General features: G+C 31.3%; 15 protein-coding genes and 1 pseudogene. 10 read left to right on the forward strand and 6 right to left on the reverse strand.

The window, feature by feature from the left end:
- Both serC and Q0870_RS13425 read right to left on the reverse strand, forming a co-directional pair.
- Complete coding sequence (gene serC / locus Q0870_RS13420; protein WP_298556153.1) at positions 1-1,065, reverse strand: 3-phosphoserine/phosphohydroxythreonine transaminase; 1,065 nt, start codon at positions 1,063-1,065, stop codon at positions 1-3.
- A gap of 77 nt (positions 1,066-1,142) precedes the next feature.
- On the reverse strand, positions 1,143-2,201 hold the full coding sequence (locus Q0870_RS13425; RefSeq protein ID WP_298556155.1) for an acyl-CoA reductase: 1,059 nt from the start codon (positions 2,199-2,201) through the stop codon (positions 1,143-1,145).
- 98 nt (positions 2,202-2,299) lie between these two features.
- On the opposite strand from Q0870_RS13425, the gene Q0870_RS13430 reads away from it, so the two are divergent.
- Both Q0870_RS13430 and Q0870_RS13435 read left to right on the forward strand, forming a co-directional pair.
- Positions 2,300-2,653 (forward strand): 4Fe-4S dicluster domain-containing protein, encoded by a 354-nt coding sequence (locus Q0870_RS13430; protein WP_298556158.1) that lies wholly within the window; start codon positions 2,300-2,302, stop codon positions 2,651-2,653.
- A gap of 240 nt (positions 2,654-2,893) precedes the next feature.
- A complete protein-coding gene (locus Q0870_RS13435) occupies positions 2,894-3,592 on the forward strand; it encodes a hypothetical protein (RefSeq protein ID WP_298556160.1) in 699 nt (232 codons plus the stop codon).
- Between the two features lie 6 nt (positions 3,593-3,598).
- Here the strand turns inward: Q0870_RS13435 and Q0870_RS13440 are convergent, their stop codons facing one another.
- Entirely contained in the window at positions 3,599-5,065 is a 1,467-nt protein-coding gene (locus Q0870_RS13440; protein ID WP_298556161.1) for a carboxypeptidase-like regulatory domain-containing protein, read from the reverse strand.
- 222 nt (positions 5,066-5,287) lie between these two features.
- Here Q0870_RS13440 and ychF point away from each other — a divergent pair, with 222 nt between their 5' ends.
- The 6 genes from ychF to Q0870_RS13470 all read left to right on the forward strand — a co-directional run bounded on the left by ychF (position 5,288) and on the right by Q0870_RS13470 (position 13,724).
- Positions 5,288-6,382: a redox-regulated ATPase YchF gene (gene ychF / locus Q0870_RS13445; RefSeq protein WP_298556163.1), complete on the forward strand. Its 1,095-nt coding sequence runs from the start codon at positions 5,288-5,290 to the stop codon at positions 6,380-6,382.
- 89 nt (positions 6,383-6,471) lie between these two features.
- The gene (locus tag Q0870_RS13450) at positions 6,472-6,978 is read left to right on the forward strand and encodes an SRPBCC family protein (protein ID WP_298556165.1); all 507 of its coding nucleotides are present in this window, start codon (positions 6,472-6,474) and stop codon (positions 6,976-6,978) included.
- Between the two features lie 105 nt (positions 6,979-7,083).
- Entirely contained in the window at positions 7,084-7,989 is a 906-nt protein-coding gene (locus Q0870_RS13455) for a DMT family transporter (RefSeq protein WP_298556167.1), read from the forward strand.
- A gap of 139 nt (positions 7,990-8,128) precedes the next feature.
- Complete coding sequence (locus Q0870_RS13460) at positions 8,129-9,994, forward strand: DNA topoisomerase IV subunit B (protein ID WP_298556169.1); 1,866 nt, start codon at positions 8,129-8,131, stop codon at positions 9,992-9,994.
- Positions 9,995-9,997: 3 nt separating this feature from the next.
- Entirely contained in the window at positions 9,998-12,661 is a 2,664-nt protein-coding gene (locus Q0870_RS13465; protein WP_298556171.1) for a DNA gyrase/topoisomerase IV subunit A, read from the forward strand.
- Positions 12,662-12,689: 28 nt separating this feature from the next.
- Entirely contained in the window at positions 12,690-13,724 is a 1,035-nt protein-coding gene (locus tag Q0870_RS13470; protein ID WP_298556173.1) for an endonuclease/exonuclease/phosphatase family protein, read from the forward strand.
- Here Q0870_RS13470 and Q0870_RS13475 read toward each other — a convergent pair whose 3' ends face one another.
- The 3 genes from Q0870_RS13475 to Q0870_RS13485 form a co-directional block, all read right to left on the reverse strand.
- Complete coding sequence (locus Q0870_RS13475; protein WP_298556175.1) at positions 13,725-14,066, reverse strand: P-II family nitrogen regulator; 342 nt, start codon at positions 14,064-14,066, stop codon at positions 13,725-13,727. It abuts the gene before it with no gap.
- A gap of 33 nt (positions 14,067-14,099) precedes the next feature.
- Positions 14,100-15,353, reverse strand: coding sequence for an ammonium transporter (locus tag Q0870_RS13480; RefSeq protein ID WP_298556177.1), 1,254 nt, complete (start codon positions 15,351-15,353; stop codon positions 14,100-14,102).
- Positions 15,354-15,600: 247 nt separating this feature from the next.
- Complete coding sequence (locus Q0870_RS13485) at positions 15,601-16,866, reverse strand: carboxypeptidase-like regulatory domain-containing protein (RefSeq protein ID WP_298556178.1); 1,266 nt, start codon at positions 16,864-16,866, stop codon at positions 15,601-15,603.
- Between the two features lie 210 nt (positions 16,867-17,076).
- Here Q0870_RS13485 and bshC point away from each other — a divergent pair, with 210 nt between their 5' ends.
- Both bshC and Q0870_RS13495 read left to right on the forward strand, forming a co-directional pair.
- Positions 17,077-18,678 carry a bacillithiol biosynthesis cysteine-adding enzyme BshC gene (bshC, locus tag Q0870_RS13490; RefSeq protein ID WP_298556180.1) on the forward strand — a complete coding sequence of 534 codons (1,602 nt, stop codon included), beginning with the start codon at positions 17,077-17,079 and terminating at the stop codon, positions 18,676-18,678.
- Position 18,679: 1 nt separating this feature from the next.
- A pseudogene (locus Q0870_RS13495) lies at positions 18,680-20,052 on the forward strand (aminotransferase class V-fold PLP-dependent enzyme).
- Positions 20,053-20,072 lie beyond the last annotated feature (20 nt).

The following is a 20,072-nucleotide window of genomic DNA, read 5'->3' on the forward strand; positions in this document are numbered from 1 at the left end:
TTATGCTTTACTTTCTAATTCACTCATTACTTCCACTAATGCTTTTACACTATCTAATGGCAGAGCGTTATACATAGAAGCTCTATAACCACCAACACTACGGTGACCGTTTACAGCACTAATTCCTGCTTCTTTAAGCATTGTTTCAAATGTGTCTTTTAGGTTATCGTTTTCTAAGGTAAATGTGGCATTCATGTCTGATCTATCTTCTTTAGATGCAAATCCTTTAAATAATGGATTTAAGTCTATTTCAGAATACATTAAACGCGATTTCTTTTCATTTTCCTTTTCAATAGCAGCGATTCCTCCTAGACCTTTTAGCCATTCTAAAGTTAGCATGGTAGTATAAACTGGAAATACAGGAGGTGTATTAAACATGCTCCCTTTATCAATATGTATTTTGTAATCCATCATTGATGGAATTTTACGAGATACTTTTCCTAAAATATCTTCTTTTACAATTACTAAAGTGGTTCCAGAAGGGCCCATGTTTTTTTGAGCACCTGCATATATTAAATCAAACTGAGAGTAATCTAAAGTACGAGAAAAAATATCACTACTCATATCGCAAACCATTGGGATGTTGGTTTTTGGAAATGATTTCATTTGTGTACCAAAAATGGTATTGTTAGAAGTACAGTGAAAGTAATCATAATCTTCAGGGATTTCATAACCTTTTGGAATATAATTATAGTTAGCATCTTTTGATGAGCCAACCTCATAAATATCGTCGTATATTTTAGCTTCTTTAATGGCTTTTGCAGCCCAAGCACCTGTGTTTAAATAACCTGCTCTTTTTTCTAATAAATTTAAAGCTACCATTAAAAATTGTGTGCTAGCTCCACCTTGTAAAAACAAAGCTTTATAACCTTTTCCTTCTAAACCAAGTAATTCTAAAGCGAGTGCTCTAGCATTTTCCATAATATCTACAAAGGCTTTACTTCTGTGAGAGATTTCGATTAAAGATAAACCACTATTATCTAAATCTACAACAGCTTGCGAAGCTTTTAATAATACTTCTGGTGGTAAAATAGACGGTCCTGCACTAAAGTTATGTATTTTCATTTTCTATGATAAAAATTTAAGATACAAAGTTGCTAATTAATTGGGTAATATGCGTTAAAAATTCAATAATTTTTTCGTTAAATTGCTAACAAAAATTCAACAGAATCTACATCATCCGCATAATCCCAAAGTTGAGGTTTTTGTGTAGCTCCAAATGCAATTTCTTTTTTTATAAATCCATGTGAAACAATGCATTGAATTTGCTCTTTTTTTACTTCTAAAGTTTCTTTTAATTTTGATGCGTTTTCATAGTATTCATAAAACATTGTTGCTATAGGTGATGCAAAATTTTTATCTTCTTTAATCATGAAAAAACCATTTTCGAGCATGTCAAATTCGCTCATTAAGTATACAGCTTTATTATAGTCGTAATTGTTGGCATATTTTGCTTTTTCAACAATGGGATGCCAATGGTAAATGGCTTCAAAAAACACTTTAAAATCATAACCTTTTGGTACAAAGAGTTTTGATACATTTCTACAGCCTAATCCATAATATCTAAAAATGTCTTCTGATAAGTTTTTTAAATCTTCAGTTGTTTCTTCTCCAGTTAAAACAGCTACAGAATTTCTGTTGTTTCTAATAATAGATGGTTTTCCTTTAAAATAGTATTCAAAATAGCGTGCTGTATTATTACTCCCGGTGGCAATAACTGCATCAAAATTTTCAATTTTGGCATCAGTAAAAGTTATTTTTCCTTTTAACTGAGGTTCAATAAACTCTAAGTACTTAGCTAAATAGGGTAGTAAGTGCTTATCGTTTGAGGATTGTTTAACCAAAACAGAATGACCACAAATTAGTACTGATAAAAAATCATGAAATCCTACTAAAGGAATATTACCAGCCATAATAATTGCAACTTGTTTAGAGTCTATATTATTAATAGTATATGGTTTTAGCCAAGTATTAAGATTGCTTAATGTTAATGCATCAGACCACGACTTTAATGCAAAGCTAATATTCTCTTCAGTAAACCAACCGTTACTCTCTTTCGCTAGTTTTAGCTGGTGTTTAAAGCCATCAAAGAATAACTCGTTATGTTCAATATTATCTGCTTTTTGGATAACTTCGTTAGAAAATTGCCTTAAAAAATCTCCTAATTTTACAAAAGCATCAATTCTTTCTTGTAATTGCATCCTTAATTTGGTTATGAATGGTTTTGGCTTTATTTTTGCAACTGCAAATTTACGGAATCTCAATAGAGTTCTTAAATTTTAAAAGATAAAAAATTACTATGGCAATTATAATAACAGATGAATGTATAAATTGTGGTGCTTGCGAACCTGAATGCCCAAATACAGCAATATATGAAGGTGCTGATGATTGGCGCTATAAAGACGGTACGAGTTTAGAAGGTACTGTGGTTTTAACAAATGGTAAAGAAGTTGATGCTGATGAAGCACAAGAGCCTGTAAGTGATGAGCTTTACTATATTGTACCAGATAAATGTACAGAATGTAAAGGTTTCCATGATGAGCCACAATGTGCAGCGGTTTGCCCTGTAGATTGTTGTATACCTGATGAAGATGTTGTTGAAACAGAAGAAGAGTTACTGGCTAAACAAAAATTTATGCATCCTGAAGGATAGTAGAATCGATAAGCGATATTAAATTATAAAATGAATCCTGAGCTTTGGCTTGGGATTTTTTATGGTTAATACTAATTAGAAGAAGGTAGAATTCTAGTTTTTATTATCTATGTTTCGTCTGTACTTTTTTTGTTTATATTTGCTAAGTGAATTGTAACTTCCTTACTCTCTTATGCTTAGAGTTAATCAAAGTTTTTTTGAATTTAATTTAAAAACTATTATAACCAAACCTACCTAATTATGATGTACAAGTTTACTTTACTTTACTTTACTTTACTTTGTTTTTGCAATCTGAGTTTCTCTCAAATTGGTATTAATACAACAGACCCTACAAAAGATTTAGATGTTAATGGCGAATTGAGGATTAGAAATTTGCCAATAAATAACTTAGCTACAAGTGTTTTAACAGCTGATGCAGACGGAAATATATCTAAATCACAAAATTTTGTATTGTGGGATGTAGATTCACAAGTTGCTGTAGTTCCAGTAAATTATAGCACAAGTGCCGATATCATTGTTAACAATATTGATTTAGGACTTTCTATAGTAGTTACTATACCTGCCAATGTAGAAGCTAGAATAATTATGAATTATTCAGTACCAATGGGGCTTGCCTCTTTTACAGAACCAGTAGGATATTATGGAATTAGATTTTTAAAAGATGGGGTAGAAGCTCCATCAGGATCTAGAAAATTTTCAGTTTTAAATAATAGTGATAATCAAGAAGAGACAGCTAACATGATTACTATTTCTAATGTTTATACAGAAAACCTTGCGAGTGCAGCAGCGGTTAGGACTATTACTTATACGCTAAATGGTTATATTGAACAACTTAGAAGTGGCATTACGCATAATTATAGGTTTAATATGTGGGATGCAAATCCGCCTAATTATAACTGGGGAAGAGCTACACTAACAAAAACAGTTTACATCAAATAGAACTAATTAATTTGTGGTAAAGGCCTTCATCTCCAAAGTAGGTTCAATAATCTGTTCATTGTCCCAAATGGTTTTTTCAAACTTGCTTAATTGTTTGTAAGGCACAACAGAATCTTCTATTATACCTTCAAAATCTTGTAAACTCAGTTTGCTATTTGCAGTAAATAATAGCTCTTCTTTTTCTTGGTTATCGCCTTCAATTTTAAAACTAAAACTCACTTTGTTTCGCGCTGTGCTATTTTCAATAAACTTAACATCTCTGTTTATATAAAAATAGCTTCCTGTAGTACGTTTTAAGTATTTTGGATTATAAATATTGCTACTATCTTTTGCAAATAAAAGCGTTCCTGTACTAACATTTCCAATGTATTTAACGCCTAAAATAAGTTTTAGGTTTACCTTTTCGCCATGTCTGTTTTTATAGTATTTGTAGTCTACCCTTGTTATGGCATAGGTATTATTACTAATAAACAATTGACCAGTATATTTTGCTTTTCCTCTTTTTGGTGTAAAGCTTATAATATGGGTTAATTCGTTATTGTTATATGCCGTGTCTTCATAAGTGTATTCGTATAAATTAAAGCTTAAAAGTTTGTCTAAAAATGAGTTTTCATAAAATTGAGAATGCCTTAAAAGTTTTCGTGTTGCATGATTTAAATGAGACACTTTGTATTCATGTTTATTTCGTTCTTCTTGGTTTTCATCTTTTAGAGATAGAGAGTCTTCAATTTTAAAAATCCCAGTTTTAAGTTTATAAGTTTTGGTGGTATCAAGATATTTTAAAATAATATGTTGTGCTTTTTCCTGTATTTGTTCTACAGAGAAATCATTTTTATAATCTAGTAACTGTGTTGCTTTGTTTACTTTAAGTTTACTACTGTCTTTATTAAAGGCATAAAATTCTCCTTTAAAATCATCAAATTGAACAATATTACTTTCTTTTATTTTGTTGGATAGCGCTTGTAAATCTTCATTAACAGATTCAAGATTTCTTTTCTTAACGTGTGATGCTTTTTCAATTTCAAATTCTAAACTTTTAAAATCTACATAGTCTGTAGTTCTTCTAAATACACTATGTTTATTTAAATTAGAACTATAATTTATAGCTAGTTTGTTTTTAACTTTTGTAATTATAGAATCAGCATTTGCAGCTTTATTGCTAATGTAAACTTCCCCAAGTTGATTTATGGCTACATCTAATTCAATAATATGCTTTAAAAGATTTAATTCGTGAATAGTCATAATTTTATTTTGATACCCCATACATGAAATGGTTAAGCTTTTGTTGCCGTATTCAGAATTAATAGTGAAAAATCCATCGTCATTAGAAATAACACCAGAATAATCGCCAGTTTTTATAGTGGCATACGGAATTGGTTTTTTTGTGCTTTTATCAATAAGTTTTGCTGTTATATTTTGAGAAAAAACAGTAAAACTCGCAAGCAATAAAATGAGTGTAATTTTAATATTCATTTTTTTGATGATGATTTATATTTTTTAAACGAGTGAAGTTAAATAATGTTACAAAGATTAAAGAGTTAGGTTATCGATTTAACTTTTAATTATGTTAGTTTACTTCGTTTTATTAAAGGAAACTTAAATTTTTAAATTAAAATAACCCGAAGACGGCAATACTAAATTTAGACCCAAAATTCTTTTTTATTAACTACATTTGCACTCGCAAAATATTTAATTATGAAAGCAGGTATTGTAGGATTGCCAAACGTAGGAAAATCAACGTTGTTTAATTGTTTATCAAATGCAAAAGCGCAAAGTGCTAACTTTCCGTTTTGTACAATAGAGCCTAATATTGGTGTGGTAAATGTGCCAGATCCGCGATTAGAAAAATTAGAGTCTTTGGTAAATCCAGAACGTGTTTTACCCGCAACTGTTGAGATTGTTGATATTGCTGGATTAGTTAAAGGTGCTAGCAAAGGCGAAGGTTTAGGGAATCAGTTTTTAGCTAATATTCGTGAGACTGATGCCATTCTTCATGTTTTACGTTGTTTTGATAATGATAATATAGTGCATGTTGATGGCAATGTAAACCCTATTCGTGATAAGGAAACTATCGATATGGAATTACAGCTAAAAGACTTAGAAACTGCTGAAAAGAAGTTAGATAAAGTTAAACGTGCTGCCAAAACAGGGAATAAAGAAGCTCAAAAAGAAGAAGCAGTTTTATTAAAAATAAAAGAAAATTTAGAGGCTGGCGTTTCGGTAAGAGCTTTGGATTTTTCTGAAGAGGATTATGCAGATTACGTAAAACCCTCTCAGTTTATTACAGATAAGCCTGTTATGTATGTTTGTAATGTAGATGAAGGTGCAGCTATTTCAGGAAACGATTATGTAGAATTAGTGAAAGAAGCTGTTAAAGACGAAAACGCTGAGGTTTTAGTTTTAGCAGTTGGTACAGAAGCTGATATTAATGAATTAGATGATTATGAAGAACGCCAAATGTTTTTGCAAGATATAGGTTTAGATGAGCCGGGTTCTGCAAAATTAATTCGTTCTGCGTATAAGTTACTTAACCAACAAACCTATTTTACTGCAGGTGTAAAAGAAGTTCGTGCTTGGACTATCGATATAGGTGCAACGGGACCACAAGCTGCAGGTGTAATTCATACAGATTTCGAAAAAGGATTTATACGTGCTGAGGTTATTGCTTATGATGATTATATAAGTTATGGAAGCGAAGCTAAAGTAAAAGAAGCAGGCAAAATGCGGGTAGAAGGTAAAAATTATGTCGTTAAAGATGGCGATGTAATGCATTTTTTGTTTAATGTGTAGCTTTTTTTAGCAAACTTTATAATAAAACATTGTAATTATGTAAGTTTTTATTTATTTTCGGTGCAAATAATTAAGACAGTTATATAAAAATGCCCTTAATTGAAATTCATACTAGAATAGATTGTGACGTCAAAACCTGTTTTGATTTGGCTAGGAATATTGATATTCACAAAGAATCTTTGAAGCATACAGGCGAAATTGCTATAGCTGGAAAAACAACAGGTTTAATTGAACTTGGTGAGTGGGTAAGCTGGGAGGCTAAGCATTTAGGTTTTGTTCAACATCTAACATCAAAAATAACAGAATTTGAAAGCCCAAATTACTTTGTAGATGAAATGGTGTTGGGGGCTTTTAAATCTTTTAGACATGAACATATTTTTTATAAAGTTGATGATAAAACTTTAATGATTGATAAGTTCCATTTTGAATCTCCTTTTGGCCTTTTAGGGCAAACGGCTAATATTCTATTTTTGAAGCGTTATATGAAAAAGCTATTAAAAACTAGAAATAAATTATTGAAAAAAGAAGCTGAAAAAATTTGTAAAGATAGACTCAAATCTCTAAAACTTTCTAGACAAGAGCTTATTCAGCTTTAAACCATCCTAGTTCTTAAATTTCTAAAAGAAGAATAGTAACGTTGGGCATCGTAATATAAACGTTTTATTCAATACTCGTAAAAATTACCTTTATATTTTTGTTTCATGCAGTCAAAAAAGCAATTTTGGTATGGAATAGGTATTGGTATTTTAGGAATTGTTCTATTTTCCTCAAAAGCAGTAATGGTAAAATTAGCCTATAATTATAAGGTTGATGTTATTAGTATTTTACTTTTACGCATGTTGTTTTCTTTTCCATTCTATATTGTTATTGCATACATCTATAGAAATCAAGAATCATTAGATAAACCAAATTCAAAAGACTATCTATGGCTTGTGTTTTTCGGATTTGTAGGTTACTATTTAGCAAGCTATTTTGATTTTGTAGGGCTTACTTATATAAAAGCAAGTCTAGAACGCATCATCTTATTTCTATATCCAACCATAGTACTTCTTTTAAATAAAATTTTCTTAAAACAGCCTATAACTAAAATTCAAGCGGGCGCCATTGGGCTAACCTATTTAGGAATTATCATTGCGTTTTCAAACGAAGTCGCCATTTCTGGTCAAGGCACTTATTTAGGAGGATTCTTCATATTATTAAGTGCTATAACCTATGCCTCTTATTTAGTGGGGAGTGGTTGGTTAATTCCAAAATTTGGCATCATGAAATTTACAGCTTACGCTATGATTATATCATGCATTTGTGTGTTTGTTCATTATAGTCTAATTAGCGAAATAAACCTTTTTAGCTTTTCTTGGGAAGTTTATGGCTTAGGTTTTTTAATTGCTGTATTTGCAACCGTAATTCCATCGTTTTTAGTGTCAGCTTCAATTAAAATGATTAGTTCTTCAAATTTTGCAATTGTAGCAGGAGTAGGTCCAATTTCTACTATAATTCTAGCTGCAATTTTTCTAAATGAAAGACTGACTTTACTACAACTATTTGGTGCTTTGGTAGTTATATTAGGTATATTACTAGTGTCTTTAAATAAGACGGGTAAGTCTTAGTTAAATGTTCTCAACAAAATAGAATAGTCATTGTTAATTACTTTGTTAGCTAGCTATTTTATTTTTTGAAAGGTTGTGCTATATTAGCATGCTATGTTCTATTTTTACTAATAGAAAGCATTAAATCACACTCTTTTTTATGGCTGAACAAACCAAATATACCGAAGATAATATACGTTCATTAGATTGGAAAGAGCATATCCGTATGCGTCCAGGAATGTATATTGGAAAACTTGGTGATGGGTCTTCTCCAGATGATGGGATTTATATTCTCCTTAAAGAAGTTTTAGATAATTCCATTGACGAGTATGTGATGGGAGCCGGCAAAACTATTGATATTTCTATACAAGGTAGTAAAGTTATTGTTAGAGATTATGGTCGTGGTATTCCGTTAGGGAAAGTGGTAGACGTGGTTTCAAAAATGAATACTGGTGGTAAGTATGATTCCAAAGCCTTCAAAAAATCGGTTGGTTTAAATGGTGTTGGAACAAAGGCAGTAAATGCGCTTTCCAATTATTTTAGAGTAGAATCTAACAGAGATGGTAAGTCCGCTTCTGCGGAATTCGAACAAGGAAATTTGACTAATCAAGATTTACTTGATGATACTACTCGAAGAAAAGGAACCAAGGTATCATTCGTGCCAGACGAAACTATTTTCAAAAATTATAAATACAGGAGTGAGTATGTTGTAAAAATGCTCAAAAACTATGTGTATTTAAACCCAGGATTAACTATAGTTTTCAATGGTGAAAAATACTATAGTGAAAACGGATTAAAAGATTTACTAGCTGAAAAAATTGCTGAAACAGATTTGCTATACCCAATTATTCATTTACGTGGTGATGATATTGAAGTAGCTTTAACACACAGTAAAACACAATACAGCGAAGAGTATAATAGTTTTGTAAACGGACAAAATACAACCCAAGGAGGAACCCATTTAAATGCCTTTAGAGAATCTTTAGTGAGAACCATTCGTGAGTTTTATGGAAAAAATTATGATGCTTCAGATATTAGAAAGTCTGTAGTTAGTGCCATTGCTATAAAAGTTATGGAGCCTGTTTTTGAAAGTCAAACAAAAACAAAACTAGGATCTACAGATATGGGAGGAGACTTACCAACGGTAAGAACTTATATCAACGACTTTTTAAAAACCAAACTAGATAACTATTTGCATAAAAATGCAGATACCGCTGAAAAGATTCAGCGTAAAATTCTTCAAGCAGAACGTGAGCGAAAAGAACTTTCTGGTATTAGAAAATTAGCAAAAGACAGAGCAAAAAAGGCAAGCCTTCATAATAAAAAATTACGCGATTGCCGTGTACATTTTGGAGATACTAAAAACGAAAGGAATCTTGAAACCACCTTATTTATTACTGAGGGAGATTCGGCTTCTGGTAGTATTACAAAATCTCGAGATGTTAATACACAAGCAGTATTCAGTTTAAAAGGAAAGCCATTAAACTGTTACGGATTAACAAAGAAAATTGTTTACGAAAACGAAGAGTTTAATTTATTACAGGCTGCTCTAAATATTGAAGAATCTCTAGAAGATTTACGCTACAATAATGTGGTAATTGCTACAGATGCCGATGTTGATGGGATGCATATTCGCTTACTATTAATTACATTCTTTTTGCAGTTTTTTCCTGAAGTAATAAAAGAAGGACATTTATATATTTTGCAAACGCCACTATTCCGTGTAAGAAATAAAAAGGAAACCATTTATTGCTATTCTGAAGAGGAAAGAAGAAATGCTATTGAAAAGTTAAAACCTAAACCAGAAATAACTAGATTTAAAGGATTAGGTGAAATATCACCTGACGAATTCAAACATTTTATTGGTGATGATATTCGTTTAGACCCAATCATGTTAGATGATAATATGTCTATTGAAGAGTTATTATCTTTCTATATGGGTAAAAACACACCAACACGACAAGAATTTATAATTGATAATCTAAAAGTGGAATTAGATTTAATTGAAGATGAGAAAGTATCATAACTTATGATAGACGAAGAAAACGACGAATTAACAAACGATCAAAACGAGCCTCAAGAAACCATAACCAGAGTTACTGGTATGTACAAAGATTGGTTTTTAGACTATGCATCGTATGTTATTTTAGAACGAGCTGTACCAGCTATAGAAGACGGTTTTAAACCTGTGCAACGCCGCATTATGCATTCTATGAAGGATCTTGATGATGGACGTTATAATAAAGTAGCCAATATTGTAGGTCATACTATGCAATACCATCCACATGGAGATGCAAGTATTGCTGATGCAATGGTGCAGATAGGCCAGAAAGATTTATTGATTGATACCCAAGGAAACTGGGGAAATATTTTAACTGGTGATCGTGCAGCTGCTTCTCGTTACATTGAAGCTCGTATTTCTAAGTTTGGTATGGATGTGGTTTTTAATCCAAAAATCACTGAATGGCAAGCAAGTTATGATGGTAGGCGTAAAGAGCCAGTAAACTTACCAGTCATGTTTCCGTTGCTTTTAGCTCAAGGTGGCGAAGGTATAGCTGTAGGGTTATCAACTAAAATTTTACCTCATAATTTTATTGAACTTATTGATGCTTCCATCAAACATTTACAAGGAAAACGTTTTACTATTTTGCCAGATTTTCCAACTGCAGGAATAGCAGATTTTTCAAATTATAATGATGGTAATAGAGGTGGCAAAGTTCGTGTTCGAGCTAAGATTTCTCAGTTAGATAAGAATACTTTAGTTATTACAGAATTACCTTTTGGAACAACAACATCTTCTTTAATAGATTCCATTTTAAAAGCGAATGATAAAGGTAAAATTAAGGTTAAAAAGATAGAGGATAATACGGCAGCTGAAGTTGAGATACTAGTGCATCTTCCATCAGGATTATCTCCAGATAAAACTATAGATGCGCTTTATGCTTTTACAAGTTGTGAATCATCTATTTCGCCATTAGGCTGTGTTATTGAAGATAATAAACCTTTATTTATAGGAGTTACTGAAATGCTCCGTCGTTCAACAGATAATACGGTTCAACTTCTTAAACAAGAATTAGAAATTAAATTAGGTGAGTTTGAAGAACAATGGCATTTTGCATCTTTAGAGCGCATTTTTATTGAAAATAGAATTTACCGCGATATTGAAGAGGAAGAAACTTGGGAAGGTGTAATTTCTGCAATTGATAAAGGTTTAAAACCTCATATAAAACATTTAAAACGAGCGATAACTACTGAGGATATTACACGTTTAACAGAAATACGCATAAAACGTATCTCTAAATTTGATATTGATAAAGCGCAGCAAAAAATTGATGCCCTTGAAGATCAAATAGCCGAAGTAAAACATCACTTAGCAAATCTTATTGATTATGCTATTACTTACTTTCAAAGGCTTAAAAAAGAATACGGAGAAGGACGAGAACGTAAAACTGAAATTAGAACTTTTGATGATGTTGACGCTACAAAAGTGGTAATCAGAAACACTAAGTTATATGTAAATCGTGAAGAAGGTTTTATTGGTACATCCTTACGAAGAAACGAGTACGTATGCGATTGTAGTGACATAGATGATATTATTGTATTTACCAAAGAAGGTAAAATGATGGTTACTAAAGTCGATTCTAAAACATTTATCGGAAAAGATATTATTCATGTAGCGGTCTTTAAAAAGAAAGATAAGCGTACCATTTACAACATGATTTATCGTGATGGTAAAAAAGGACCTTCATACATTAAACGTTTTGCTGTTACTAGTATGACTAGAGACAGAGAGTACGATTTAACCAATGGTAATAAAGGCTCTGTTAGTTTATATTTCTCAGCTAATCCTAATGGAGAAGCAGAAGTTGTATCCATTAATTTAAGGCAAGCAGGAAGTATTAAAAAACTAAAATGGGATATTGATTTTGCTGATATTTTGATTAAAGCACGAACTTCAAAAGGTAATTTGGTTACTAAATATCCTGTAAAACGTGTTGAACTTAAAGAGAAAGGGGTATCTACCTTAAAACCTCGAAAAATTTGGTTTGATGATACAGTCCAGCGTTTAAATGTTGATGGTAGAGGAGAGCTTATAGGAGAGTTTAGAGGCGAAGACAAATTATTAATAATCAATCAGTCGGGAATGCTTAAAACGGTTACACCAGAGGTGACGATGCATTTTGATGATGATATGATTGTAATGGAAAAGTGGATACCTAAAAAACCAATATCGGCTATTTACTTTAATGGTGAAAAAGAACTTTATTATGTAAAACGTTTTCTTATAGAGCAAGAAGGCAGAGAAGAGTCTTTTATATCTGAACACTCTAATTCACAATTAGAAATTGTTTCTACAGATTGGAAGCCTATGGCAGAAATTGTTTTTTCAAAAGAACGGGGTAAAGACCGTAAAGGTAATTTAGAAATTAATCTTGAGGAATTCATTACTATTAAAGGGATAAACGCATTAGGAAATCAATTAACTAAAGATAAGGTAAACCAAGTAAATCTTTTAGAGCCACTACCTTATGAAGCCCCAGAAGAAGTACATGCTGATGATTTAGAAGTTGTTGATGAAAAAGAAGTGCCATCTGCATTTTTGGAAAATAAAAATGATAAGACTTCAAAGAATGAACCTGAATCAAATGAGGATACTGATATTGATGATGAGGGGCAAATCACCCTGTTTTAAAAAATAAGGTTAAATAGGTTTTCTTTAAATGATGAAATATAAAACTTCTAAAAAAGTATCTGGAAGAAGTAAGATTAGTATGCTGCTTACTTATATTTCTTCAATACTTTTGATGGTAGGGTGCATCATTTGTAATTTTAAATTAAACTTTTTTGCTTTTTTATTTTCATTAATAGCTCCAATATTACTGATTATCAATACACTTTTTATGTTTTATTGGTTTATAAAACATAGAGGTTATAGTTATTTCCCTTTATTAAGCTTATTCATATATTTTATTTTTTTTAGCTCACCATTACAATTTAATGGTAAACGTGATGTAAACAAGGAAAATGTTTTCAGTTTTATGACATTTAATTCCAGGGCATTTGGAGCAAGCCATAATGTTAGGAATTCTGTAAATAGTGAAAAAATAATAGATTTTGTTAAAAACGAATATCCTGATATTATAAGTTTTCAAGAGTTTTCAAAATTTGAATTAAAAAGTTTTCCCTTATATCCCTATCAATTTATTGGTTACAGACCAAATTTTGAAAAGTCTTTGCAAGTTATTTATTCTAAATATCCAATTGTTAGTAAAGGGTATGTTGATTTTCCTAATACTAGGAACTTAGCTATTTACTCAGATATTAATATAAAAAATGAAATTGTTAGGGTTTACAATATTCATTTACAATCTTATTTATTAAAAATTAGTAAGTCAAATTTTAATCCTCAAGGAGTTAACATGCTAGTAAATAAGGTTAATACAGCTCAAAGTAAACAAGAAAAGCAGGTTCAAATTATTCTTAACCATGCAAAAACATTTAAAGGGAAAGTTATTTTTGCTGGGGATTTTAATAGTACCCAATATTCAAAAAACTATAATTATTTAAAAAATAATAAAAAGGATTCTTTTATAGAGGCAGGTTTCGGTTTAGGAGTCACTTACCCGCTATTTAACTATCCATTTAGGATAGATTTTATTTTAGTAGATAATGATATAGAAGTTTTATCTCACCAAAATTTTAATTTAAAACTTTCCGATCATGAACCTATACTTGCTAGGTTAGCAGTAAATTAATTACTTAATAGCTTCAGCTCCTCTAGTTCTCGTTCTAATTCTTATGGCCTCTTCTACATTATAAATAAATATTTTACCATCGCCAACACTACTTTCTGAGCTATTATCTAAAATAGTATCGATACACTTTTCTAGATTATCATCACTTACTATGCACATAATCATTATTCGTGTTTTCATAATCATAGATTGTTCAGTACCTCGGTAGCGTTCAGAGTAGCTTTTTTGTAGCCCAGTTCCTTTTACAGGGATTACTGTTAAGCATGGGATGCCAGCTTCTTTTAGTCCGCGCTGTACAGCTTTTAATTTTGATGGTCTTATAATGGCTTCTACCTTTTTCATCTTTTTAATTTTAAGTTTTTAGTTTATGATTATTTATTCGAAAGTAGTGTAAGCTTCCACACCAAATGAAACGGCATCAATACCCGCGTTTTCTTCAGAACGATTTACACGAATACCAATAGTCTTTTTCATAACCTTCATTATAATAAAAGTAATAATAAAAGAAAAAGAACCAATAACAAGTACACCAATGGCTTGTGTAAGTAATAATTCTGTACCACCTCCAAAAAACAAACCATCTTCCGAAGCAAATAATCCAACTGCTATAGTTCCAAATAATCCATTAACACCGTGAACAGCTATAGCTCCAACAGGGTCATCTATTTTTGTTTTGTCAATAAATAATACTGCCATATCTACTAAAATACCTGCAATTAATCCTATAATTATTGCTGAACCAGAATCCATAACATTGCAACCAGCAGTAATTGCCACTAGACCGGCTAATACACCATTTATAGTCATTGTAATATCAATTTGTCCGTACTTAAAGTATGTATAAAACATGGTTGAAACTCCACCAGCGGCAGATGCTAAAAATGTATTTGTAGCAATGGTTCCAATTAATTCCCAGTTTCCAACAGCTCCTAAAGTTGATCCTGGATTAAATCCAAACCAACCAAACCAAAGAATAAAACCACCCACAGCGGCTAGAGGTAAATTATGTCCAGGAATAGCTACTGCGTTACCATTTTTATCATATTTACCTAGTCTTGGGCCAAGAACAATTGCTGCGGCTAAAGCAGCAAATCCACCCATAGCATGAACGGCTGCAGAACCAGCAAAATCGTTAAAACCTCTTATAGCTAACCAGCCATTTGGGTTCCATACCCAATTAGCTGCTAAAGGATATAATACGGCACAAAAAATAATAACATAAAGTGCATAAGCCCAAACTTTCATTCTTTCAGCAACTGCACCAGAAACTATTGATATAGCTGCTATGGCAAAGCCTAGTTGAATAAACCAAAATAATTTATTAGAAACGGTTAATCCTAATCCTAAATCACCATCAGTAATTCCTGTATCAAAAGCAAACCATCCATTAGATGCTCCATAGGCAATTCCGAATCCTATTATATAAAATGCTAAGCCACCAAATGTGATGTCAATAAAAACTTTTGCTATAATACTCATGGCATTTTTTGAACGCACAAATCCTGCCTCTAAAAGGGCAAAACCACCTTCCATTAAAAATATAATTGCTGCACAAATAGACACCCAAACAGTGTCAATTGCTGAAATTAATTCTGTTTGTTCTATGGCTGCTACTGCTACTTCTTGCATGAAATAATGGTTTTGATGGTTAAATAAAAAGCTATGATTTCCGTTTACTTTTTATTAAAAGTTTGCAATATAGGGATTTTGTGTAGCCCTGTTTTGGGGATTTACTGAAAAAGTAAGACTATTTATTAATTATATGGATTTTTAAACAATCATGTAAATTGATTAAAAATAATTTAAAAAAAAACCCGAAACAGTATATTTTTTTTACCGTTTCGAGTTCTAAATTTTTTTAATTAAATTTTAGTTTCTAAGTTCTTTTTAATTGTTTTTGTATTTTTTTTATTGCAGATTCAATAGATTTTTCAGGTTCAATTATATTATAAGTGCCCCAAAATCTTGGGTCTGAAAAACCAGAAGCCTTTTCATTTAGAATAGTAGAAGGACGAATTAACCTGCTTCTTATTTTCGCAAGCTTGGTATTATATATCTCCCAATCTGTAATGGCCATTTCACTATTTAAGGTGTAGGTGCTATTAAATAGTTTGCCTTTCCAATTTACTTTAAATGTTAATGATATATTACTGTACGCATAATGCCATTTTCCGTTTGTTGTTCGATAATTTACTCTGTAGGTTGCTTCGGTTGGATATACATCAACTTTTCTTGGTTTTTTGCGTACATACATTCTACTAGATAATTCTCTATTTGAAACATTTAAACTGAACACGGCATTAGTTAGCGCTAAAGTTTCAGCATCAATATATAATTTTCCAAAATAAAGAGGGATGCCATCATCATTTTTTTGCTTAAAGTTAATCACATAAATATGACGATTATTTATGCTTGTAGAATTATCAAAACTAAATTTATACAGAGGAATGTCTTCAGAAGTGAAAATTAAATCAGGATATTTAATAATATCTGTATATAGATTACTAAAAGGACCTCCTTGCAGTTTAAGAGCTACAGTATCTAGTTTAGAGTAATTTGTGTTTTTTCTCGCTTTTATAAGTTCAATATTATCATTTCTAAAATTGTTATAAGGCTGCTTATGTATTTTAATTACGGCTTCTGAAATTGATGCGTTTTTTCTACGTTTTTTAATAGTTTCTCTATAAAAAGCAGTCATAATAGTGTTATTGTCATTGTAAATACTGCTTTTCTTTTTAAGCGTTTCTTCAACTAGTTTTCTAGCATCTTTGGTAGTTGTAGTTATATTAATTTGATTTAATTCGGTTACTGCCGGCTTAAGCGCAATTTTTTCATGCTTTTTTATTAAAGCTATTTTTATTTCAGTTTGCTTATACCCTAAGTGAGATAGTATTAAACTACCTCCTGAAAAAGCATTTGGTATTTTTAAAAGAAATTCTCCATCGCTATTGGTAACCGTACTAATATTTGAGTTTTTAATAAGAATATCTGTAAAAATTAAAGGACTCTTTGTGTCGCTATCAATAACTTTGGCCTCTATTTCTTTAAAATCTAAATTGACTTCTTGAGCTAAAACGCTGGTGGAACTAAATAGCAAAAGGTATATTATTAAATGAAGCTTGTATAAATTTGATTTTTTCATGACTTTTTATTTTAGGATTAAAATACATTTTTTTATTGTAAATACCTAAAAAACAAATGATTAAATTGTATTTGGTTTTTGTCTAAGAAACTTTTTAGATTACGTATTTAGTAAGTTTTATAGGAATAATTATTCGTATAAACTCTTAACGTATTTTTTAGATTTCAAAAATTAGAATAGCTGTATATTTACATGATTCTTAATTATAACATGAAACAAAATCATATTGCATTTAGTGAAACAGGATATTTTTCATCTTTAATTTGTGATTATTTAGATGAAAAACAAGAATTGAGGACATTTTATAACCGTTTTCCTAGTCTTGATAATTTTAAAAATCAAATTAGTCAAAAAGGAGATGCTTTTTCTTTACAGGACAGAAATACATTAGTTTCAGTTTTAAAAAAGCAGTATCAAGGTATACAAACATCTCAAATAACAGAAAAGCATATTAATAGTTTAAGTTCTGAAAATACATTCACTATTACAACAGGTCATCAACTTAATTTATTTACTGGTCCACTCTATTTTTTATATAAAATAGTGTCTGCAATAAATCTTTCAAGAGCACTAAAATCTAAATATCCAGATAAAAATTTTATACCTGTATATTGGATGGCTACTGAAGACCATGATTTTGATGAAATTAATTATTTTAATTTTAAGGGAAAGAAATTCCAATGGAATAAAGAAGCAAGTGGAGCAGTGGGAGAGTTGAATATCGAGGGATTAAATGATGTATTCAAAGTTTTTTCTGAAGAGCTTGGGCAAGGTGAAAATGCTCAGGGTTTAAAAGATCTTTTTAACAGAGCTTATCTAAATCATGATAACCTTACTGATGCTACTAGGTTTTTAGCTAATGAATTATTTGCACCATATGGTTTAGTTATTATTGATGCCAATAATTCCGAATTAAAAAATCAATTTATTCCTTTTGTTAAAACTGAATTATTAAATAAAACGGCATTTACTGCGGTTACTAAAACTAATGAAAGGTTATCTAACATTTCAGAAGATTATAAAATTCAAGTTAATCCTCGAGAAATCAATTTATTCTATTTAAAAGAAAATTTAAGAGAGCGTATTGTTTTTGAGGATGACAGTTATAAAGTGTTAAACACAGATATTGTTTGGAGTGAGAGTGAGATATTAAAACATCTAAATAAGGCGCCAGAACGATTTTCACCTAACGTAATTATGCGTCCGTTGTATCAAGAAGTTGTATTGCCTAATCTATGTTATATTGGAGGAGGTGGCGAATTGGCCTATTGGATGCAGTTAAAAGATTATTTTGATGAAGTAGAAATGCCATTTCCAATATTATTATTAAGAAATTCTGCTTTAATCCAAACTGAAAAGCATGAAGAAAAACTTCATAAATTAAATATTTCAAAAGAAGATTTGTTTTTGAATAGAGATGTTCTAATTAATAAAAAAGTTAGAGAAATATCTAATATTGATATTGATTTTTCTCCTCAAAAATTACATTTAAAACAGCAATTTGAAGGGTTGTTTAAGCTAACAGAACAAACCGATAAATCTTTTTTAGGAGCTGTAAAAGCACAAGAAATTAAACAATTAAAAGGGCTTGATACTCTTGAGAAGCGACTATTAAAAGCACAAAAAAGAAAACTTTCTGATGAAGTTCAAAGAATGACAGATATTAAAAATGAACTATTTCCAAACGGAAGTTTACAAGAGCGTAATACTAATTTTTCTGAGTTTTATTTGGAGTATGGAGAGCGATTAATTCCAAAACTTTTAGAAAGTTTAGAGCCTTTAAAGAGTAAATTTTCTATAATAACTATCTAGAATGCACAAAATAGATATAGATTTAGTTGACATGACTATGGATGTCATGAAGTATGTTATAGACCGATTATCCAACACTAAGAACAAAATTGGTATACCTAAAAAAGAAGAAGAGCTTAAAGCTTTGGTTGGTGAAACCATCACAAAACAAGGAGTTGGTGGTGAGGTTGCATTTAAATTATGGCGAAAACATCTAGCTAAATCGAATGTGCCTATTGACCACCCTAGGCATTTAGCCTTTGTGCCGGCATCGCCAACACGAGCAGCAGTTATGTTTGATTTGGTCACCTCTGCTTCCAGTATTCATGGCGCTTATTGGATGGAAGGCGCTGGTGGTATTTTTTGCGAAAATGAAGCTATGCGTTGGATTGTTTCTTTAACAGGATTACCAAAAGGTGCATTTGGGGTATTTACCAGTGGAGGAACGGCAGCTAACCTTTCTGCAATCGTAACGGCTAGAGAATATTGGAGAACCTAAAACAGAGGAATAATCTTGAAAAAGGGCTTATTATAACATCTATTGGCGCACATTCCTCAATTAAAGCTATGGCAAAAGTTGCCGATATAGATGTGGTATTAGTTGACACTGAAGATAGACTTGAGAAGGAGGCATTGCAAAAGGCAATCGATAATTTACCAATACAACAACGACAACGACTGTTTGCTGTTGTTGCAACTGGTGGAACTACTAACGCTGGAATTGTAGATGATTTAGAAGGTATTGCTCAAGTTAGTAAAAAGGAAAACTTGTGGTTTCATGTTGATGCTGCTTATGGAGGAGGGGCCTTAGTTGCAGATTCTGTACGCCATTTATTTAACGGTATAGAAGAAGCTGATAGTATTACCATAGACCCACACAAATGGATGTTTTCACCATACGATTGCGGCGCTGTTATTTATAAACACCCCGAATTAGCAAAACAAGCGCACTCACAAGACGGGTCATACTTAGATATATTTAAAGATGAAGGTGCACATGGTTTTAACCCTACAGATTATCAAATACAACTTACACGTCGGGTACGTGGCTTGCCATTATGGTTTTCATTAGCAACACACGGCACAGACAGGTACAAAGAAGCAGTAGAGCGAGGTATTGAGTTAGCTCAAATTGCAGGAGAGCTGATTGAAGGTAAACCCCATGTAGAGTTGGTGAGAGTACCAAGTTTATCTTGTGTTTTATATAGAAGAATTGATTGGGAGCCTGAAGATTACACACATTGGACTTATCAAAACCACAAGAATGGTTTTGCATTGGTAACCCCTACAAAATGGAAAAATGGAGATAGTTTTGAAACTGTTTCACGATTTTGTTTTATCAATCCAGATACTACTGAAAAGGATATAGAAATGATTTTAGATTCTATGGTTTAAAAATTAATAAAAAAAGAGGT

Origin of the sequence: uncultured Algibacter sp. (assembly GCF_947487575.1) — a bacterium.
Lineage (GTDB): Bacteria > Bacteroidota > Bacteroidia > Flavobacteriales > Flavobacteriaceae > Algibacter_B.

Bases quoted from the DNA above. Each gene is read 5' to 3' on its own strand.
- Q0870_RS13470 (WP_298556173.1), top strand. From the start codon at position 12,690: ATGATGAAATATAAAACTTCTAAAAAAGTATCTGGAAGAAGTAAGATT.
- Q0870_RS13450 (WP_298556165.1), top strand. From the start codon at position 6,472: ATGCCCTTAATTGAAATTCATACTAGAATAGATTGTGACGTCAAAACC.
- Q0870_RS13460 (WP_298556169.1), top strand. From the start codon at position 8,129: ATGGCTGAACAAACCAAATATACCGAAGATAATATACGTTCATTAGAT.
- serC (WP_298556153.1), bottom strand. From the start codon at position 1,065: ATGAAAATACATAACTTTAGTGCAGGACCGTCTATTTTACCACCAGAA.
- Q0870_RS13425 (WP_298556155.1), bottom strand. From the start codon at position 2,201: ATGCAATTACAAGAAAGAATTGATGCTTTTGTAAAATTAGGAGATTTT.
- Q0870_RS13430 (WP_298556158.1), top strand. From the start codon at position 2,300: ATGGCAATTATAATAACAGATGAATGTATAAATTGTGGTGCTTGCGAA.
- Q0870_RS13480 (WP_298556177.1), bottom strand. From the start codon at position 15,353: ATGCAAGAAGTAGCAGTAGCAGCCATAGAACAAACAGAATTAATTTCA.
- bshC (WP_298556180.1), top strand. From the start codon at position 17,077: ATGAAACAAAATCATATTGCATTTAGTGAAACAGGATATTTTTCATCT.
- Q0870_RS13440 (WP_298556161.1), bottom strand. From the start codon at position 5,065: ATGAATATTAAAATTACACTCATTTTATTGCTTGCGAGTTTTACTGTT.
- Q0870_RS13435 (WP_298556160.1), top strand. From the start codon at position 2,894: ATGATGTACAAGTTTACTTTACTTTACTTTACTTTACTTTGTTTTTGC.
- Q0870_RS13465 (WP_298556171.1), top strand. From the start codon at position 9,998: ATGATAGACGAAGAAAACGACGAATTAACAAACGATCAAAACGAGCCT.
- ychF (WP_298556163.1), top strand. From the start codon at position 5,288: ATGAAAGCAGGTATTGTAGGATTGCCAAACGTAGGAAAATCAACGTTG.
- Q0870_RS13485 (WP_298556178.1), bottom strand. From the start codon at position 16,866: ATGAAAAAATCAAATTTATACAAGCTTCATTTAATAATATACCTTTTG.
- Q0870_RS13455 (WP_298556167.1), top strand. From the start codon at position 7,084: ATGCAGTCAAAAAAGCAATTTTGGTATGGAATAGGTATTGGTATTTTA.
- Q0870_RS13475 (WP_298556175.1), bottom strand. From the start codon at position 14,066: ATGAAAAAGGTAGAAGCCATTATAAGACCATCAAAATTAAAAGCTGTA.